Source organism: Paenibacillus taichungensis, from assembly GCF_013359905.1.
Lineage (GTDB): Bacteria > Bacillota > Bacilli > Paenibacillales > Paenibacillaceae > Paenibacillus > Paenibacillus taichungensis.
Genome location: NZ_JABMCC010000118.1, coordinates 928381 through 946820, shown reverse-complemented (window position 1 = coordinate 946820; position 18440 = coordinate 928381). Strand labels below are relative to the sequence as shown.

At 48.1% G+C, this 18440-nt stretch carries 16 protein-coding genes and 1 pseudogene; 13 read left to right on the top strand and 4 right to left on the bottom strand.

What is annotated here, in order from left to right; all coding sequences use genetic code 11:
• Window positions 1–51 precede the first annotated feature (51 nt).
• The 3 genes and pseudogenes from ilvD to HP548_RS27400 form a co-directional block, all read right to left on the bottom strand.
• Window positions 52–1737, bottom strand: coding sequence for a dihydroxy-acid dehydratase (ilvD, locus tag HP548_RS27410; RefSeq protein ID WP_076287775.1), 1686 nt, complete (start codon window positions 1735–1737; stop codon window positions 52–54).
• A 317-nt stretch (window positions 1738–2054) separates the two neighbouring features.
• Window positions 2055–2303, bottom strand: a pseudogene (locus HP548_RS27405) (KGG domain-containing protein); the annotation flags it as partial.
• Window positions 2304–2415: 112 nt separating this feature from the next.
• On the bottom strand, window positions 2416–3468 hold the full coding sequence (locus HP548_RS27400; protein WP_175383384.1) for an acyltransferase family protein: 1053 nt from the start codon (window positions 3466–3468) through the stop codon (window positions 2416–2418).
• Window positions 3469–3689: 221 nt separating this feature from the next.
• Between HP548_RS27400 and HP548_RS27395 the strand changes: the two genes are divergently transcribed.
• The 6 genes from HP548_RS27395 to mgrA all read left to right on the top strand — a co-directional run bounded on the left by HP548_RS27395 (window position 3690) and on the right by mgrA (window position 8967).
• Window positions 3690–4655 (top strand): sugar kinase, encoded by a 966-nt coding sequence (locus HP548_RS27395; protein WP_175383383.1) that lies wholly within the window; start codon window positions 3690–3692, stop codon window positions 4653–4655.
• An 86-nt stretch (window positions 4656–4741) separates the two neighbouring features.
• Complete coding sequence (locus HP548_RS27390; protein ID WP_063566860.1) at window positions 4742–5407, top strand: bifunctional 2-keto-4-hydroxyglutarate aldolase/2-keto-3-deoxy-6-phosphogluconate aldolase; 666 nt, start codon at window positions 4742–4744, stop codon at window positions 5405–5407.
• 90 nt (window positions 5408–5497) lie between these two features.
• Window positions 5498–6262, top strand: a complete 765-nt coding sequence (locus HP548_RS27385; protein WP_246318225.1) for an alpha/beta fold hydrolase — start codon at window positions 5498–5500, stop codon at window positions 6260–6262.
• A 61-nt stretch (window positions 6263–6323) separates the two neighbouring features.
• A complete protein-coding gene (locus HP548_RS27380) occupies window positions 6324–7109 on the top strand; it encodes an HAD family hydrolase (RefSeq protein WP_175383382.1) in 786 nt (261 codons plus the stop codon).
• Window positions 7110–7130: 21 nt separating this feature from the next.
• Entirely contained in the window at window positions 7131–7871 is a 741-nt protein-coding gene (locus tag HP548_RS27375; protein WP_076287779.1) for an NAD-dependent protein deacylase, read from the top strand.
• Window positions 7872–7959: 88 nt separating this feature from the next.
• Window positions 7960–8967 (top strand): L-glyceraldehyde 3-phosphate reductase, encoded by a 1008-nt coding sequence (gene mgrA, locus HP548_RS27370; RefSeq protein WP_063566864.1) that lies wholly within the window; start codon window positions 7960–7962, stop codon window positions 8965–8967.
• A gap of 100 nt (window positions 8968–9067) precedes the next feature.
• Here the strand turns inward: mgrA and HP548_RS27365 are convergent, their stop codons facing one another.
• A complete protein-coding gene (locus HP548_RS27365; RefSeq protein WP_246318224.1) occupies window positions 9068–10042 on the bottom strand; it encodes an AraC family transcriptional regulator in 975 nt (324 codons plus the stop codon).
• A 156-nt stretch (window positions 10043–10198) separates the two neighbouring features.
• Between HP548_RS27365 and HP548_RS27360 the strand changes: the two genes are divergently transcribed.
• The 7 genes from HP548_RS27360 (at window position 10199) to HP548_RS27330 (ending at window position 18440) form a co-directional block, all read left to right on the top strand.
• Window positions 10199–11380, top strand: a complete 1182-nt coding sequence (locus tag HP548_RS27360; RefSeq protein WP_099856808.1) for a galactokinase — start codon at window positions 10199–10201, stop codon at window positions 11378–11380.
• 1 nt (window position 11381) lies between these two features.
• Window positions 11382–12371, top strand: coding sequence for a UDP-glucose 4-epimerase GalE (gene galE / locus HP548_RS27355; RefSeq protein WP_099856809.1), 990 nt, complete (start codon window positions 11382–11384; stop codon window positions 12369–12371).
• Window positions 12372–12386: 15 nt separating this feature from the next.
• Window positions 12387–13985 carry a UDP-glucose--hexose-1-phosphate uridylyltransferase gene (locus tag HP548_RS27350; protein WP_175383381.1) on the top strand — a complete coding sequence of 533 codons (1599 nt, stop codon included), beginning with the start codon at window positions 12387–12389 and terminating at the stop codon, window positions 13983–13985.
• A 201-nt stretch (window positions 13986–14186) separates the two neighbouring features.
• Window positions 14187–14774: an MSMEG_1061 family FMN-dependent PPOX-type flavoprotein gene (locus HP548_RS27345; protein ID WP_175383380.1), complete on the top strand. Its 588-nt coding sequence runs from the start codon at window positions 14187–14189 to the stop codon at window positions 14772–14774.
• 91 nt (window positions 14775–14865) lie between these two features.
• Complete coding sequence (locus HP548_RS27340) at window positions 14866–16029, top strand: iron-containing alcohol dehydrogenase (RefSeq protein WP_076287784.1); 1164 nt, start codon at window positions 14866–14868, stop codon at window positions 16027–16029.
• A gap of 259 nt (window positions 16030–16288) precedes the next feature.
• Window positions 16289–16825 carry a protease gene (locus tag HP548_RS27335; RefSeq protein WP_063566870.1) on the top strand — a complete coding sequence of 179 codons (537 nt, stop codon included), beginning with the start codon at window positions 16289–16291 and terminating at the stop codon, window positions 16823–16825.
• Between the two features lie 58 nt (window positions 16826–16883).
• Window positions 16884–18440: a flotillin family protein gene (locus HP548_RS27330; RefSeq protein WP_076287785.1), complete on the top strand. Its 1557-nt coding sequence runs from the start codon at window positions 16884–16886 to the stop codon at window positions 18438–18440.

The window sequence follows — 18440 nt, the reverse complement described above, 5'->3', positions numbered from 1 at the left end:
CCTTTATTTATGTTTCCGATATAGAAATTCACCGGATATCTCATACTTGAATTAGATACTCAGTACGCCGCCGTTGCTTGCATTCGTTACCAGTTTGGAATAACGAGCGAGGTAACCGGTTTTTACTTTCGGCTCAAAGCCTTTCCAACCTGCGCGACGACGTTCGAATTCTTCGTCACTGATATGCAATTCAATGATGCGGTTGTTCAGATCAAGTTCAATGATGTCTCCTTCTTCAACAAAAGCGATTGGACCGCCTTCAGCAGCTTCCGGAGAGATATGTCCGATACTGATTCCGCGGGATGCCCCAGAGAAGCGTCCGTCGGTGATCAGACCTACTTTGGCACCAAGGCCCATACCTACGATCTGAGAAGTAGGAGCGAGCATCTCAGGCATACCTGGTCCGCCTTTTGGTCCTTCATAACGGATAACAACAACATGTCCTTCTTTTACTTTGCCGTTCGCAATACCTTCCAGCGCTTGTTCCTGGGAGTCGAAGCAAATAGCAGGACCTTTGTGATAGCCGCCAACCGAAGCGTCAACAGCACCAACCTTGATGATGGCACCTTGAGGTGCAAGGTTACCAAACAATACAGCCAAGCCGCCTTTTTCGGAATGCGGGTTATCCAGGTGGTGGATGACATTTGTATCTTGGATTTCCTGACCTTCAACGTTCTCACGGATCGTTTTACCTGTTACTGTGATACAGTCGCCATGAATTGCACCTGGTTTCTTGAGCAATTCGTTCAGAACTGCACTTACGCCACCCGCATTGTGAACATCTTCGATGTGAAGATCGGAAGCAGGTGCCAATTTGGCCAAGTGAGGAACGCGGTTAGCAACTTCATTGATTCGCTCGATTGGATAATCGATGCCTGCTTCATGAGCCAGTGCCAATGTATGAAGTACCGTATTCGTGGAACCACCCATAGCCATATCCAGTGCAAAAGCATTGTCGATGGCTTCTACAGTAACGATATCGCGTGGTTTCAGATCCATTTTGATGAGTTCCATCAGTTGTTTAGCAGATTGTTTAACAAACTCACGACGCTCAGGAGCAACAGCCAGGATGGTTCCGTTACCTGGCATAGCCAGTCCCATCGCTTCAGCCAGACAGTTCATGGAGTTCGCGGTAAACATACCGGAGCATGATCCACATGTTGGACAGCCGAACTGTTCAAGTTCAAGCAAGCTCTTGTCATCGATTTTACCAGCTTGATAAGCACCTACGCCTTCAAATACGGAAGTCAGGGACAGAGCTTTACCGTTGCTGTCACGACCTGCCTTCATTGGACCGCCGCTGACAAACACAGTAGGGATATTACAGCGGAGTGCGCCCATCATCATGCCTGGTGTGATTTTGTCACAGTTCGGGATACATACCATGCCGTCGAACCAGTGTGCAGATACAACGGTTTCCACGGAATCCGCGATAATGTCACGGCTTGGCAGCGAGTAACGCATACCAATGTGTCCCATGGCGATTCCGTCGTCAACTCCGATGGTGTTGAATTCGAATGGAACGCCACCGGCTTCACGAATAGCTTCCTTTACAATTTTACCGAATTCCTGCAGGTGGACATGGCCGGGCACGATATCGATGTAAGAGTTACAAACGGCAATAAATGGTTTGCCAAAGTCCTCTTCTTTAACGCCCGCTGCGCGGAGCAAACTGCGGTGCGGTGCACGGTCAAAACCTTTTTTGATCATATCGGAACGCATCTTCTTGGCTGACATGGTGTATTTCCCCCCAAATTTATAATATTGAGCAACATGAATGGAAATATAAATGGCAGTGCATCTGTCGTTTAATTTCATCCGTACTCTAAAAAAATAGACCAGTGATACTGGTTTCGAGCTTCCCGTAGTTTGTGAAGTTCTTTGCTGCTTTAAACCCGTGAACAACCCGGTTTTTCTATAGAGTCTATCACAACCGTCGTCATATTTCTACAATTCAATAGAAAGAAGCTTCAATCCATTAGTGGAATGAAGCTTTCTAGATTTTGATGCACTGCCTCAAGTGATCTTTCACCGCTACCCATGGGGATTGGCTAACTACTCCCGCCTTTGCGGCCAATCTCCCGATAGAATTCTTTATTATGAGTGTCGGAAGTTGCTTCTCCACCCTTACGTCCAATTTCCTTATAGAACTGAGAATCGTGCGCATCTGAAGTCGCTTCTCCACCTTTTTTACCTATCATTTGGTAGAAGCTCCGATCATGTTTTTTGGATGTGGCCTTGCCACCTAATCTACCCGCTTCCTCGCGACTCATTTTGTGTTCAGACGTCTGTGGACGTGCCATTACAAATCACTCCTTATATCATAAGTAGATTGTTGTAGCGCGTATTCCTACTTACCACATAATTTCCAGCCTGAAACAAGTCGATATTGATGAAAAGGAGCAGGATTACAGTTCATCTAAACCAGGATGCTGAACGTTTTAATACCCCCTGACGATTGAAGTGAAAGCGGGCAATATCTGGCTCAATGAGTGGCCGAAAGGCATGACGGACGGCTGGGTGGGCCAGCGTTATAGCGAACAATAACGCAATGGAGACAATTACCGGAATGTACAAGCTGGTCTCCATATAGTTGTAAACCCCGGACCAGACCGCCAAGCGAACGAGAAATCCATGTAAAAGGAACACATACAGAGTGCGTCGTCCCAAATCAGTCAATCTGGATGTTAATGAAGGGACCCATGCGAGAAATAATGCTCCTGATCCAATTTCAAGTGCATAGATTCCAAGTCGGTAAATTCCTGCAAACCACTCATGATGTCCGAGCTCTGCGTATGTCATGCTTCCCAGTAACCAGCCTGGTGAAATGTTGAGCCCTCCAAGTCCAATCCAACCAAGAAGAGCAGCAGATAACGTAGCTGCAATACTTCGGCCCCAGCCGGATCGCAAATGGGAGCGGATGGACGCTCCGTAGTCATACCCGATAACAAAGAAAGGAAGAAATACAAACGTTCGGCTGAAGCTCAGCCAGAAACCGTCAATGGGCAAATATCCGGCACATACTCCCAGCATCACGGCACCGAGTAATCTATAGATTGGTTTCCAGGAGAGTGTAAGACGAAGCAGCAGCCGCCAGCAGAAATGACTTGCCAGAAACCAGAGCAATAGATAAGGTGCAAAGATAGACAACCGCATATGAGGTGTGTGGAATACGGTGTAATCCATTACTGCATAAAGAGACTGAAACAGCAGGTACTGTAATGCAATTTGCTTAAGCACATTGCGGCCAGAAGTACCTTTGAGTGAATGTCTGGCAAAGTAGCCAGTTACCCATACAAATAGCGGCATGTGAAACGTATATATCCACAGAAACATAGCCTCTGCTCCTGCAAAACGTGTAATGATTGGTTCAAGAGCATTGCCCGCTAGTACACAGACAATGAGCATAAAGCGTAAGTTGTAAAAAAAGGAATCCTGATCGTCGTGAATGATGGTCGGTTTGTTCATGTTGTAGCCCCCCTGATAACCCTTGGCGATTGCAATCTGGTACTGTAATAAGGGTAATATGGATGTGTAACATTAATTGTGATATATTTCACATGAGAAAGCGCTATCCTTTCTCAAAGCTGTGACAACAAAATGAACGCTCCGGGATTGACAACGGTTGCATAGAGGCTGACAATGGGGAAAGAAGATGAGAAATTGTAAATATAAGGAGGGGAGAATTCATGTCGACGAATACCCGCCCTAGCCCGGAAATTGTTACGTTTGGCGAAAGCATGGGTTTGCTGACAGCAAAGGATACAAGAGGTCTCGAATATGCAGCGACATTAGACAAATCATTTGGGGGCGCGGAGAGTAATCTGGCGATTGGTGTATCCCGACTAGGGCATACCAGCGGCTGGTTTGGCCGCCTGGGTAATGATCCGATCGGTAACATGATCTTGAAGGCTATTCGTGGTGAAGGTGTAGATGTATCCAGAGCAAGGATTAGCGACAAAGAGCCCACCGGTTTGATGATTCGTGAGAACGCTTCCGGGAAAGCCTCGGTGCACTATTATAGGAAGCTATCCGCTGCAAGTGCGATTACCCCTGAAGATCTGGACACGGATTATATCGCGGGTGCGCAAATCCTTCACGTTACAGGCATCACCGCAGCAATAAGCGCGTCGGGACTTGCTACTGTTGAAGCTGCTATACATATAGCTAAGCAGGCTGGTGTGAAAGTGAGTTTTGATCCTAATCTGCGTCTTAAACTGTGGTCAGCTGAAGAGGCTCGTCCCGTACTGCTTCGTCTGGCTGAGCAAGCGGATTATTTCTTGCCGGGTCTGGATGAGATGAAACTTCTGTATAACGAAGAAGATGATCAAAAAGTACTTGAGCGGTTGTCAGCCATGAATGCAGTCTGTATCGTGAAGGGCGGCCCTGATTTGACCTACGTATTGGTGAATGGTACCCTAACGGAAGTTCCGTACTTCAAGGCAGATCATGTCTTGGATACGGTTGGGGCAGGAGATGGATTCTGTGCGGGCTTTTTGTCCGGCCTTATCAAAGGATATTCTCCGCAGGAGGCGACCCGTCTCGGGAATTTGACCGGTTCCATGGTAATACAGGCTGTTGGCGATTGGGAGGCGCTCCCGACGTGGGAGCAGGTCGAGGCCAAGCTGAACAATGTAGCTCATGTTGAGCGCTAGTCGCTGCTGATATCATATATGTCTCATCTTCGTTCTTTAATGTAAGGCTTGTAATAGACAACCACATTGACAAGGGAGAGAATGAAATGAAGAAGCTTCAGCTGCTACAAAAAATAACGGACAGTGGGGTTGTTGCGGTTCTGCGTGCAGATTCTGCTGATCAGGTTATCGCCATGGCCGAACAAGCCATCGCGGGTGGCATCAAGATTATCGAGATTACGATGACTGTGCCTAGTGCCCTCAAAGCCATCGAGAAATTAAGCCGTGTATACCATTGGAACACACAAGATCCAGAGAAATTTGCCATTATTGGAGCTGGAACGGTGCTTGAACCCCAGACAGCGCGTGCCGCGATTATGTCAGGGGCCGAGTTTGTTGTGGGTCCTTCCCTGAACCCGGACACTGTGAAAATCTGCAACCTGTACAGGATTCCGATTCTTCCAGGGGTGATGACCATTGCGGATGTACAACGTGCATTGGAACTTGGCGTGGATATTGTGAAGTTGTTCCCGGGTAATCTCTACGATCCGTCCATTATCAAAACGATGAAGGGACCTATGCCACAAGCGAATTTTATGCCGACCGGTGGGGTGTCCTTGTCCAATCTAGGTGACTGGATTAAGGGAGGCGCTGTTGCTGTAGGTATTGGCTCGGACCTTACAGCGGAAGCAGTGAAGACGGGGGACTTGAGTCATGTTCGCCGCAAAGCGGAACAATATATGGATGCATACCGCAAGGCCAAGGCTGAATAGCGATGAATGATGTAGAAGGGGAGCCTCAGGAATGAAGGCTCCCGTTCTGCAAGCCGCGGCACCTGCGGAAGTGCAGAAAGGTGATGAATGTTGAGAAACCGATATAATACAGGGCGCAAGAAGAGGGGCATCGGGAAATTCCTGCTCGTTCTTCTGGCGCTCATTGTCATTGGGTGTGGGTTTGTGGCCTGGAAGCTGTTTACGCCTTATGGACCACAAGAGATGGCTCAGACAGCCATGGAAACTGCAAATCAGGTGACTGTAACTGAAAAAGACAACTGGATTGATTTTGTGCCGGACAAATCTGTTGGGGTGAGTGTTATTTTTTATCCAGGTGGACTGGTTAAACCGGAAAGTTATGCACCTCTTGCCCATGAGCTTGCGGCAGCAGGACATCATACTATTATTGCGAAAATGCCGGTTAATCTGGCGGTACTCAAGCAGAATCTCGCAGATGATATTATTACAGCCTATCCGGATGAACAATTTGTTATGGGAGGGCATTCTCTTGGTGGATCGATGGCGGCACGTTATGCGGCTTCCCATCCAGATGCACTTCAGGGCATCTTTTTCCTCGCATCTTATCCGGATGAAAAAGGCAGTGTGAAGTCACTGGGGATACCCGCGTTATCCATACTGGGTACTAATGATGAAGTGGTGAATGCCACAAAGTATCAGAATGGTCGGGCATATTTGCCAGAAGATACGGTGTATTACACTATCGAAGGTGGTAACCATTCGCAGTTTGGTGACTATGGCCACCAGAGCGGTGACGGTGAAGCTGGGGTAAGTGAAGAGGAGCAGCTGTCCCAAACGGTTAAAACGACTGTAGGTTGGCTGGATACAATCAAGTAGGCTGCAAGTTCAACGGTGAAAGGGACTAATCCATAGCAGACGGAAACTGGAGGTGATACGTATGTCCATGCTGCAAATCCATGGTAAGCAAGTTACCTGCCGAGGCATTCTTTTTGATAAGGATGGAACGCTGCTGGATTTCTTACAGCTATGGGGACCGTGGGCGGAGTCTTTGCTGAATCAGTTGGAATCACAACTGTCAGAGCTTGGTGCCTCGTTCACCGTAGAGCGTGAGCAAGTTCTCGGTACGGTCCGCAATCGCGAAGGTCAGCTGATCGGATATGATCTTCAAGGGCCTTTAGCTATTGCCACGGTGGACGAGAGCAACGGTTTGCTTGCTGGGCAGTTGTATGCCGCAGGCATGCCGTGGAACGAAGCAATCACTACGATTCGCCATTTTTCCAGTGTCGCCATGGATGAGGTACGGCAGAGAAAAATGGCCGAACCACTGCCTGGATTAAATGCATTTTTGCAGAGCTGCCAGGAAGCATCGATTCCGATGGCAGTGGTCACTTCGGACAGCACAGCTGCTGCCGAGGAACATCTGGAGTGGATGGGCATCCGGTCATATTTTACATCGATTGTTGGCAGTGACCGGGTGACTCGGGGCAAACCGGATGGAGAGGCTGCGGTTCTCGCTTGCAGGGAGTTACATATTCTTCCTGAAGAGGCTGTTGTGATCGGTGACAGCAATGGAGATATGCAGATGGGACGTAACGCAGGAGTGTCCTGTAGGATTGGCTTCTGTCCAGAAGTCGAGGGAAGCCACTATTTATATGACGCCGATGTCATTATCCAAAATTATGATGAGTTAAAAATCATCTCTGAACGTTCCTCACAGGGGTGATCTCGTAAAGGAGGAGAGAGGATGAACGCAACAGAACAACTGGCTGCCTGGATTAAGGAAAGTTCAAATATTGTTTTTTTCGGAGGGGCCGGAACTTCAACGGAAAGCGGGATTCCCGACTTCCGCTCTGCCGCTGGTTTATACCAGACAGAGCAGCATTCACCCTATCCACCGGAAGAGCTACTGAGCCGACATTTTTTTGACCAGCATGCTGATATTTTTTATGATTTTTATCGAGGTAAAATGCTACATCCCGATGCGATGCCCAATGGCTGCCATCGACTGCTCGCCAGATTGGAGCAGGAAGGAAAACTTCAGGCGGTTATCACACAAAATATCGACGGGTTGCACCAGAAGGCAGGCAGCAGCAATGTCCTGGAGCTTCATGGTTCGATCCATCGAAACGCCTGTATGGATTGCAAGAGGTTTTACGGGTTGGATGACATTATTACGGCAAAAGATACGGTTCCTCGTTGCACTGCGTGTGGTGGCGTGATCAAGCCGGATGTTGTGCTGTATGAAGAAGAACTGGACCAGACGATATTATATCGTTCGGTTGATGTACTGTCCTCGGCGGATTTGCTGCTGGTAGGTGGAACTTCATTAACGGTGTATCCTGCCGCTCAATTGATTACGTATTTTCAAGGGAAACACACGGTCTTGCTTAATGCTACACCTACGGCTTACGACAGGCAGGCTGATTTGCTGATTACAGACCCTATTGGTGAGGTAATGAATAAGGTGGACCAGCTTCTTGGTTAAACGTAAGTCAACAATGTCCGAATAACCGCATTCTCCGGCATACGGACCGGGTACTAGAGGCGGAACCTGGGGAAAGAAGGGATTCATGATGGTCTACGTAGCCAGCGATGCACGCTACGAAACAATGAAATACAACCGCGTTGGACGTTCAGGTTTGAAACTGCCAGCGATTTCACTTGGGTTATGGCATAATTTTGGTGGCATTAATAATGCGGAGAACGGCCGTAATATGATCACCCGTTCGTTTGATCTGGGCATTACGCATTTTGATCTTGCCAACAATTATGGTCCCCCGGCAGGTTCAGCAGAGCAGTTATTCGGTCAGGTATTGGCACAGGATCTGAAGCCATATCGAGATGAACTCGTCATCTCGACCAAAGCCGGTTACTATATGTGGCCTGGACCTTACGGTGAGTGGGGTTCTCGTAAAAACCTGGTTTCCAGTCTCAATCAGAGCTTGAAGCGCATGGGTCTCGATTACGTAGACATCTTTTATTCTCATCGTTATGACCCCGAAACACCTCTGGAAGAAACGATGATGGCGCTGGACCATATTGTTCGTTCCGGCAAAGCATTGTATGTCGGCATCTCCAACTATCCTGCAGAACAGACGAAGCAGGCGGCCGAGATTCTCAAAGGCCTGGGTACTCCTCTGTTGATTCATCAACCCAAATATTCCATGCTGGATCGCTGGATTGAGGATGGCCTACAGGATGTACTTGATGAGTATGGAACAGGCAGCATCGCTTTTTGTCCATTGGCACAAGGCGTGCTCACCAATAAATATCTGAATGGCATTCCAGAAGATTCACGTGCCAAGGGCCCGTCTGTATTCTTGAATGAAAACAACATCTCGCCAGAGACATTGCGCAAAGTGCGTGCTCTGAACCAGATTGCAGCATCGCGTGGTCAGAGTCTGGCCCAATTTGCTCTGGCCTGGGTATTGCGTGATGGCAAGGTAACTTCTGCACTGATTGGTGCAAGTCGTCCTTCGCAGATTGAAGAGAATGTGGCTGCTCTCAGCCAGTTGGAATTCTCCTCAGAGGAATTGGAGCGCATTGAATCGATTCTCCGTCCGGAACCGGATCATAAATAAAGTTCAAAAGGTGCATCTTAGCCATAATGGCGGGATGCACCTTTTTTGTTCCTTATTATGCAGACCTATGGGATAGGAGATCCTACTTTTGATTACAGGGTTACCGCTGGTTCGGTGGTACTTGGCGTGTCGCTTGATGCAAGGACCTGTTAAGGATGTTTTCCCGGTACAGACTAGGGGCTTCCCCGTGGAATCGTTTGAACTGTTTGGAGAAATACAGCGCATCTGGCAAGCCCACGGAGGCGGATACCTGTTCGATGGACAGATCCGGGCGTTCCCGCAGCAGCTGACGCGATTTATCGATTCTCAGTTTAAGCAGGTAGGTAACTGGTGATAGTCCGGTTTCCTGTTTGAAAATGCGGGACAGGTATGCACGATTATAGCCAAGACTGGCTGACATTTGCTCAATCGAGACAGGGTAGGCATATTGGGTAGACATGTATTGAATCATCTGTTTTACAGTTCGTCGTATCGAGGATTCTCCTGGTATTAAGGTTTGACCCTGAGAAAGGTGATTTTGTGCCTCGGCTAGAATCATATATAACGTACCCAATGATGTAAAATGAGAGCTTTCTTTCCGCTCGGCAAAAGCCGTCTGCATCACGGATAACCAATCGGAAATACCACAGGAAGGACCGGCATGAAAGACGGATTTCTCAGGACGGAAACCTGCTTCCTCTATATGCTTGGCAGCCTGGCTGCCGGTAAAGGCCATCCAGCGGTATTGCCAGGGATGTCGTGCATGGGATTGATAGCTTACAAGCTGTCCCGGTTGAATGAGAAAACAGTCTCCTGCGGATAGATCGTAGGTATGTAGTTCAGTACGGAACGTACCGGCTCCTTTTTCTACATAGTGCAATAGATAATAATCGTATAGCTTCGGGCCAAGGGCGTGACCGGGAAGGGTCTGGCTTGCGCCTGCAAAAAGGACATGCAATGCCCCCTTTTCATAATAAACAGGATTGGAGGCAACCGAGTAGCTGAGTGCTCCACTTTTGCCAGAGGTTTCCGGAATTTGTTTTATCGGATCCCCCGTTGCACCCGTTTTTGAAGCTTCCTTACGTTGTTCAGTCATGATGACATTCCTTTCCTTCCTGGATGTTCCATTCATTATACGTCGAAAGGTCACATTTATCCATATGGAACACACATGGTTGCATTTCAAGAGGAACCGCCTTCTTGTATAATAACATTAAGAAAACCAACAACATTGAGATGGGGTGCAGCAGCAATGAACATAAATGAATTGAAACAAAAGTTTATTGACAAGTACGGAGAGAGTGGAGCGGACATCCGTGTATTCCATGCCCCTGGGCGGGTGAATCTGATCGGTGAGCACATTGACTATAACGGGGGGTACGTGCTTCCGGCAGCGCTTGAATTCGGTACCACTTTGATTATCCGTGAGCGTGAGGACAACAAGTTGCAGTTGGCTTCCACGAATATGTCCTATGAAGGAACGCTGGATACGTCCTCCATTGGCAAAGAGAAAACAGGTGAATGGACGGATTACCCGGTAGGCGTCATGGTTGAACTGCAAGGCAAAGGCGTAAAAGTAACCAAAGGGTATGACTTCCTCTATCATGGAGAAATTCCGAACGGCGCAGGACTTTCCTCTTCCGCATCGCTGGAGGTACTTACTGGGTATGCCATCCAGTCACTTGAAGGTGTTAAGGATATTGATACGGTTCAACTGGCGCTGCTGTCCCAAAAGGCAGAGAACGAATTCGTTGGCGTCAACTGTGGCATCATGGATCAGTTCGCTGTAGCTAATGGAGCAGAGGATCATGCGATCCTGCTGATGTGTGACACCCTTGAATATGAAAAAGTGCCATTCCGTACCGGCGCCTACAAGCTGGTCATTGGTAACACGAACAAACGTCGGGGGTTGGTAGACTCGGCTTATAACGAACGTCGCTCCCAATGTGAGCAGGCACTTGCCATTTTAAAAGAACAATTGCCTGCACTGAACTATCTGGCGCAACTTACACCTGAACAATTCGTTACACTGCAGGATCATATCAAGGATGAGAAGGTAAGACAGCGTGCCCAGCACGTCGTGGAAGAGAATGCACGTGTACTTGCATCGGTGGATGCACTGCGTGATAACGATCTGGAAACCTTCGGCAAGCTGATGAATGCTTCTCATGAATCGCTTCGTTATCTATATGAAGTGAGTTGCGAAGAGCTGGACGTGATGGTTGAAGAAGCTCAACGAATTCCAGGCACTCTGGGTGCACGCATGACCGGAGCAGGATTCGGAGGCTGCACAGTTTCCCTTGTGCATGAGGACGATGTAGAGCGTTTTGTAAGCGAAGTTGGAGCGGCATATGAAGCACGTACTAGTCTCAAAGGCGATTTCTATGTATGCGGAGTAGGCGACGGCGTTAAAGAATTGAAGGAGGCGAAGTAAGATGGCAATTTTGGTGACAGGTGGAGCAGGATATATTGGTTCTCATACGGTAGCGGCTTTGTTGGAGCGTGGCGAAGAGGTAGTTGTACTGGATAACTTGCAGACAGGGCATCGTGAAGCTCTGTTGGGCGGAAAATTGTATAAAGGTGATCTGCGTGACAAGGAACTTCTGGCGAAGCTGTTCGCTGAGAACTCCATTGATGCAGTCATCCACTTTGCAGCGAACTCACTGGTTGGCGAGAGTATGAAAGATCCTGTGAAATACTATGACAACAACGTGTTTGGCACATTGTGCCTGCTGGAAGCGATGAATGCAGCGAATGTACGTCGCATCGTCTTCTCCTCCACGGCTGCTACTTATGGCGAGCCGGAGAAAGTGCCAATTGAAGAGAGCGACCGCACAGAGCCTACGAATGTTTATGGTGAAACCAAGTTGATGATGGAGCGCATGATGTCCTGGTTCGATAAAGTACAGGAAATCAAATACGTCTCCCTTCGTTACTTCAATGCTGCCGGAGCCCATGATAGCGGCAAAATCGGTGAAGATCACCAGCCGGAGAGCCACCTTATTCCACTCGTACTGCAAACGGCATTGAAACAACGTCCACACATCGCCGTGTTCGGTGATGACTATGCGACCGAAGACGGAACCTGTGTACGTGATTACATCCACGTAAGTGATCTGGCGGATGCGCATCTGCGGGCCGTAGACTATCTCCGTAAAGGAGAGAACAGCAACGTGTTCAACCTGGGCAACGGTCAAGGTTTCTCTGTTAAACAGGTTATTGAGACGGCCAAGAAAGTAACCGGACTGGATATTCCGGTTGTACAGGAACCACGTCGTGCGGGTGATCCAGCTGTACTGGTGGCTTCGTCTGCCAAAGCAAGATCCGTACTGGGCTGGAATCCGAAATGGACGAATCTTGAAGATGTCATTCAAAGTGCATGGAGCTGGCATCAGTCCCACCCTGACGGCTACGGAAAAAACTAGGAGGCGAACATCGATATGTCACAGACTCATATTGCAGCAGGCGCCACAGAGCGGACACCGGAGCAGCAGGAAGCACTGCATGCTATTGAACGTCTGGTAGCATTTGCCTTGCAGAACAAATTGATTGAAGAAGCGGATCGGGATTACAGCCGTAATCTACTACTGGAACAGTTTGGGTTCTCCGAGCCGTATGCTGGAGTATTAAACGAGATGGTGCTAGATGGACCCCAAACATTGCTGGATACGCTGATTGATTATGGATTTGAGATTGGACTTATACCTGAAAATACGGATACGTACCGCGATTTGCTCGATGCGAAAATTATGGGTCAATTGATGGCCCGTCCATCCGAGGTGGTACGCGCATTCCGTCATACAGAGCAGACTGAAGGCATCGAGGCGGCTACCTCCCAATTTTATGAGCTTTCGATTCATTCCAATTACATTCGGATGGACCGCATCTCCAAGAATGTGTATTGGACACAGGATACAGCTTATGGAGACATGGAGATTACGATCAACCTCTCCAAGCCGGAGAAAAGTCCGAAGGAAATTGCGATGGCCAAGCTGCTTCCGCCTCCGGTATATCCGAAATGCCAACTCTGTCGTGAAAATGTGGGCTATGCCGGTCGGGTCAACCACCCGGCCCGTCAAAACCTGCGTGTCATTCCATTGGAATTGAACAGCGAACCTTGGTTCTTCCAATACTCGCCATACGTGTACTACAACGAGCACTGCATTATTTTCCATCACGATCATGTGCCGATGAAATTAACCAAAGATACGCTGCGCAGGCTGCTGGCTTTCGTGGGGGAGTATCCGCATTACTTTATTGGTTCCAATGCCGATCTGCCCATCGTTGGCGGCTCCATCCTGACTCATGACCACTTCCAGGGTGGGCGTCATACCTTTGCCATTCAAAATGCGAAGCCAGAGGCGGTATTCCGCCACGCTGGTTCACCGGGACTTACGCTTAGTCTTGTGAAATGGCCAATGTCCGTATTGCGACTGGCATCACAGGATCCGGCTGAGTTGCTCGAAGCGGGGAACGCTGTTTATGAAGCGTGGAAGGTGTACAGTGATTCTACGGTCGAGATTCAGGCATTTAGTGAGGTGGACGGAGAGCAGGTTCCACATAATACGGTTACCCCAATCGTACGTCGCAGTGCGGACGGAGGATACGAGATGGACCTTGTTCTGCGAAACAATCGTACGAATGATGAACATCCCGAAGGGATTTTCCACCCGCACCGTGAAATGCATCATCTGAAAAAGGAGAACATTGGACTCATCGAAGTGATGGGGCTTGCAATCCTGCCAGGTCGTTTGAAAGAAGAGCTGGACAGCATCGCGGATATTCTCGCTGGAGATCGCAAGCTTGCCGAGGAAGCCAAAGATTCCGAACATGTGTTAAACAAACATCTGGGTTGGGCAGAAGAACTGATCGAACGTTTCGGTCCCAACCTGAACAAGGAGCAAGCCGTAGCGCTTGTGCAACAGGAAGTGGGCTTGAAATTCGCGGAGATTCTGGAGCATGCAGGTGTGTACAAATATGATGAGGCAGGACGTCAAGCCTTCCGACGTTTCGTGACCAGCATGGGATACACTGAATAAACATCTGTTACAAGAAACCAAAACACCAGTCATACAAGGGCTGGTGTTTTGGTTTGTTTAATAATCCATATGGCAGCATATTCGGACAGAGGGATAAAATGAAACGGAAAAATACTTCTTTACGATGTACACATGTATAATGTTTAGAAGAAAAGAAGTCATGGGTGCTCCTTATCATTTTATAAAAAAGGGGATACGAAAATGAAAAAAAAGGCTTTGAATTTACCATTGGTTACCGATGCCGAGGAATTGCAAAATATGGTGGGTGAACCTCACGAACATGTACGTAACAAGGCAATTTCATTTGTAGATTCACATGTTCAAAATTTTATATCGCTGTCTCCTTTATTTTTCCTCTCCACTTCCGATCGCGAAGGAAAGAGTGACGCATCTCCCAGGGGAGATGGAGCAGGATTTGTAAAAGTAATAGATCCGTATCGGCTTGTCTATCCTGAACGTCCAGGCAATCGCCGAATTGACTCGTTATTAAACATTTTGTCCAACCCAGGAGTTGGCATGATCTTTCTGATTCCGGGTCTGAATGAAGTGCTGCGCATTAATGGTACAGCGTCCATTACCAAGGATGAAGAATTTATCGCGAGTATGGGCTGGAGCGGTAAAACCATTGGGGCAGCTGTCATTGTGGATGTGGAAGAATGCTTCATTCATTGTCCACGAGCGTTTAAACAAGCGGGATTATGGTCGTCTGAGACATGGGTGGATAAGGAAAGCCTGCCTTCAACCAGTGAAATGTTCCGTGCACACTTGCAAATCAACGGGTTGCTATAAAGTGAGTGACTATCGATTTGTTTTTGTATAATCGGGGTACTATAATGGGAGTTGCACTAAAATATGAATCTCCATTGGAGGCGACATAGATATGAGATCTTTTCAATTTTATAATCCAACCCGATTGATTTTCGGTAAAGGTCAGCTGGAAGCACTGAAAACTGAAGTACCGAAATACGGCAAACGGGTTCTGCTTGTATATGGTGGCGGCAGTATCAAACGCAGCGGTTTGTACGATCAGGTGATCGGTTTGCTGAAGGAAGTAGGAGCTGAAGTTACGGAGCTGGCTGGTGTAGAACCGAACCCACGTCTCTCGACGGTGCACAAAGGTGTAGACCTCTGCAAAACGAACAACATCGACCTGATCCTCGCTGTAGGCGGCGGCAGTGTACTGGATTGTGCAAAAGCAATTGCCGTAGGTGCCAAGTATGACGGCGACATGTGGGACTTTGCTCAGCGCAAAGCCGTTGCACAAGATGCTCTTCCGCTCGGTACCGTGCTGACAATGGCTGCAACTGGTTCGGAAATGAACTCCGGTTCGGTTATCACGAATCAGGATACACAGGAGAAGTTGGGCTGGGGCAGTGCGTATTCGTTCCCTGCGTTCTCGATCCTTGATCCGGTAAATACATATACCGTTCCTTTGGACCAGACGGTTTATGGCATGGTTGATATGATGTCCCACGTACTGGAGCATTACTTCCATCTGGATGCCAACACACCGGTCCAACTCGGATTCTGTGAGACGATTCTGCGCACAGTTATGGATGCAGCGCCTCGTCTGGTTGAAGACCTGGAGAACTATGAACTGCGTGAAACGATTCTGTACTGCGGAACGATGGCATTGAACGGCGTACTGAACATGGGTCTCGCTGGTGACTGGGCTACTCACAATATTGAACACGCGGTATCCGCAGTGTATGATATTCCGCATGGCGGAGGGCTCGCGATTCTGTTCCCGCATTGGATGAAGCATAATGTGGACGTAAATGTGGATCGTTTCAAACGTCTGGCGATCAATGTGTTCGAAGTTAATCCTGAAGGTAAATCGGACAAACAGATTGCTGAAGAAGGCATTGATGCGTTGAGCAAATTCTGGACATCCATTGGTGCGCCTAACCGTCTGGCTGATTATGATATCGATGACAGCCAAATCGAAGTGATGGCTGACAAAGCCATGCTCTTCGGCCCATTTGGTAACTTCAAAAAATTGCAACGTGAAGATGTTGTATCCATCTACAAGGCTTCTCTGTAAATATAAAACATAAAAACACAATAATATGATCTGAAACCGCACGTCTCCTTAACGGGGATTTGCGGTTTTTTGTTGTGAATAAGAGCGAATTGGAGAATGTTCCAGGAACTGGACCATATTACTGTGAGAATAACCATTATCGGGTCTAGGATACAAATGAGGAAATATTTTGAAACATAACGGCACCTTGCTACGTATTTATTTACATGAGGAATGCCCAGTTGGATGGAATTGCGGCAGAAGAGAGGAGGAACAGGGAATGGAGTCAATCTATTGGGGGTGTCTAATCGGAGGAGCCATATTTGCAGTCGTCAGCCTTGTGCTAGGTGACTTGATTGATGGCTTGCTGGACGGGGCCTTTGAATTGCCAGGCCTTGATTTTTTCAAACCTGTTGTGCTGGCTGGTTCTATAACCACCTTTGGCGGAGCCGGTATTATGCTGACACGTTATAGCTCGATAAGTGCAATTTCGGCACTGATACTATCCCTGCTTATAGGTATTGCTGCAGCCATGCTGGTATTCTTTGCATATATCAAGCCGATGCGTAACAGTGACGTTTCCATTGCGTTTTCCATGAAAGAGCTCTCCGGGAAAATTGGAGAAATCACCATTCCGGTACCGGAAAAAGGTTTTGGTGAAGTCATGATCAAGATTGCTGCCGGTAATACGGTGCACACGGCATCCAGCTTTGAACATCGTCCCATTGCGGCGGGAGCGCGTGTTGTAGTTGTGGATGTAACCGAAGGTGTGCTGCGTGTATCGGAATGGGATGAAGATGTACTTAAAGATGTTTAAGGAAGTTTAACCGTTAGCAGTGTAAGCAGTCATATATGAATAAGGGGAGAGATGTGGAATGGGTGATTTGAATTTGGATATGGATGTTTTGTTGATTCCTGCAATTGTTGTCGGTGTTATTCTGATTCTTGGTTTGGCGTTCTGGGCGAGATACAAAACGGTTGGGCCGGATGAAGCCATGATCGTTACGGGTTCATTCCTTGGAAGCAAAAATATTTCCGACGATGACTCCGGACGAAAAATTAAAATTGTTCGTGGAGGCGGCGCATTTATCTTGCCAGTGTTCCAGCAGTCAGAGTTTATCTCGCTGTTGTCCCATAAGCTGGACGTTTCCACACCGGAAGTATACACGGAACAAGGCGTACCGGTCATTGCCGATGGTGTCGCCATTATCAAGGTTGGAAGCTCCGTAGAAGATGTGGCTACTGCAGCCGAGCAATTCATCGGTAAGCCGGTAGAATCGTTAAGAGGCGAAGCACAGGAAGTTCTGGAAGGGCATTTGCGGGCCATCCTCGGAACGATGACGGTGGAAGAAGTATACCGTAACCGCGATCGCTTCGCACAAGAGGTTCAAGGTGTAGCTGCCAGAGATCTGAAAAAAATGGGACTGCAAATTGTCTCTTTTACTATTAAAGATGTTCGTGACAAACAAGGTTATCTGGATGCCCTCGGTAAACCGAGAATAGCAGCCGTCAAGCGGGATGCTGAAATTGCGGAAGCGGAAGCGATGCGGGATGCGCGTATTCAGAAGGCCAATGCGGAAGAGCAAGGGCAAAAAGCAGAGTTGCTGCGTGATACGAATATCGCTGAAGCTGCAAAAGAGAAGGAACTGAAAGTAGCGACGTTTAAGCGGGATCAGGATACTGCTAAAGCGGAAGCGGATCAGGCGTACCATATTCACGAAGCACGTGCGAGACAAACCGTGGTGGAGGAAGAAATGAAAGTTGAACTCGTTCGTAAAGAACGTGAGATTGATCTGCAAGAGAAAGAAATTATCGTACGTGAGAAACAATATGATGCTGAAGTGAAGAAAAAGGCGGAAGCGGATCGTTATGCGGTGGAGCAGGCTGCCGAAGCGGATAAAGCCAAAAGAATGCGTGAAGCCGATGCAGTACAGTACTCCATTGAAACGCATGCAAAAGCTACTGCTGAGCAGAAGCGTCTTGAAGGTCAAGCGATGGCGGATGCTGAACGCGCCAAAGGTACAGCGGATGCAGAGGTCATTCGTCTCCGGGGTCTGGCTGAAGCAGAAGCGAAAGAAAAACTGGCCGAGGCGTTCCAAAAGTTCGGCGAAGCTGCCGTGCTCGATATCATTGTCAAAATGCTGCCTGAACTTGCTGGTAAAATTGCAGAGCCGATCTCCGCGATTGATAAGCTGACCGTTGTGGACACAGGGAAGGGTGAAGGCGCCACTCGTGTAAGTAATTATGTAACTGAGCTCATGGCGACAGCTCCCGAGATGCTCAAAAGTGTCTCCGGCATTGATGTGGAGCAGTTAATTAAAGGTCTCACCAAGCCTAGAACAACAGCACCGGTTGCTATCCAACAGAGTGAACCTGTAACGACTCCCTCTATAATCGATAAGATTGTGGAAAAAGCTGGAGTTGACGAGTAA

Coding starts and splice junctions, on each gene's coding strand:
- ilvD (WP_076287775.1), bottom strand. CDS start 1,737: ATGTCAGCCAAGAAGATGCGTTCCGATATGATCAAAAAAGGTTTTGAC.
- HP548_RS27400 (WP_175383384.1), bottom strand. CDS start 3,468: ATGAACAAACCGACCATCATTCACGACGATCAGGATTCCTTTTTTTAC.
- HP548_RS27395 (WP_175383383.1), top strand. CDS start 3,690: ATGTCGACGAATACCCGCCCTAGCCCGGAAATTGTTACGTTTGGCGAA.
- HP548_RS27390 (WP_063566860.1), top strand. CDS start 4,742: ATGAAGAAGCTTCAGCTGCTACAAAAAATAACGGACAGTGGGGTTGTT.
- HP548_RS27380 (WP_175383382.1), top strand. CDS start 6,324: ATGTCCATGCTGCAAATCCATGGTAAGCAAGTTACCTGCCGAGGCATT.
- HP548_RS27375 (WP_076287779.1), top strand. CDS start 7,131: ATGAACGCAACAGAACAACTGGCTGCCTGGATTAAGGAAAGTTCAAAT.
- mgrA (WP_063566864.1), top strand. CDS start 7,960: ATGGTCTACGTAGCCAGCGATGCACGCTACGAAACAATGAAATACAAC.
- HP548_RS27365 (WP_246318224.1), bottom strand. CDS start 10,042: ATGACTGAACAACGTAAGGAAGCTTCAAAAACGGGTGCAACGGGGGAT.
- HP548_RS27360 (WP_099856808.1), top strand. CDS start 10,199: ATGAACATAAATGAATTGAAACAAAAGTTTATTGACAAGTACGGAGAG.
- galE (WP_099856809.1), top strand. CDS start 11,382: ATGGCAATTTTGGTGACAGGTGGAGCAGGATATATTGGTTCTCATACG.
- HP548_RS27350 (WP_175383381.1), top strand. CDS start 12,387: ATGTCACAGACTCATATTGCAGCAGGCGCCACAGAGCGGACACCGGAG.
- HP548_RS27345 (WP_175383380.1), top strand. CDS start 14,187: ATGAAAAAAAAGGCTTTGAATTTACCATTGGTTACCGATGCCGAGGAA.
- HP548_RS27340 (WP_076287784.1), top strand. CDS start 14,866: ATGAGATCTTTTCAATTTTATAATCCAACCCGATTGATTTTCGGTAAA.
- HP548_RS27335 (WP_063566870.1), top strand. CDS start 16,289: ATGGAGTCAATCTATTGGGGGTGTCTAATCGGAGGAGCCATATTTGCA.
- HP548_RS27330 (WP_076287785.1), top strand. CDS start 16,884: ATGGGTGATTTGAATTTGGATATGGATGTTTTGTTGATTCCTGCAATT.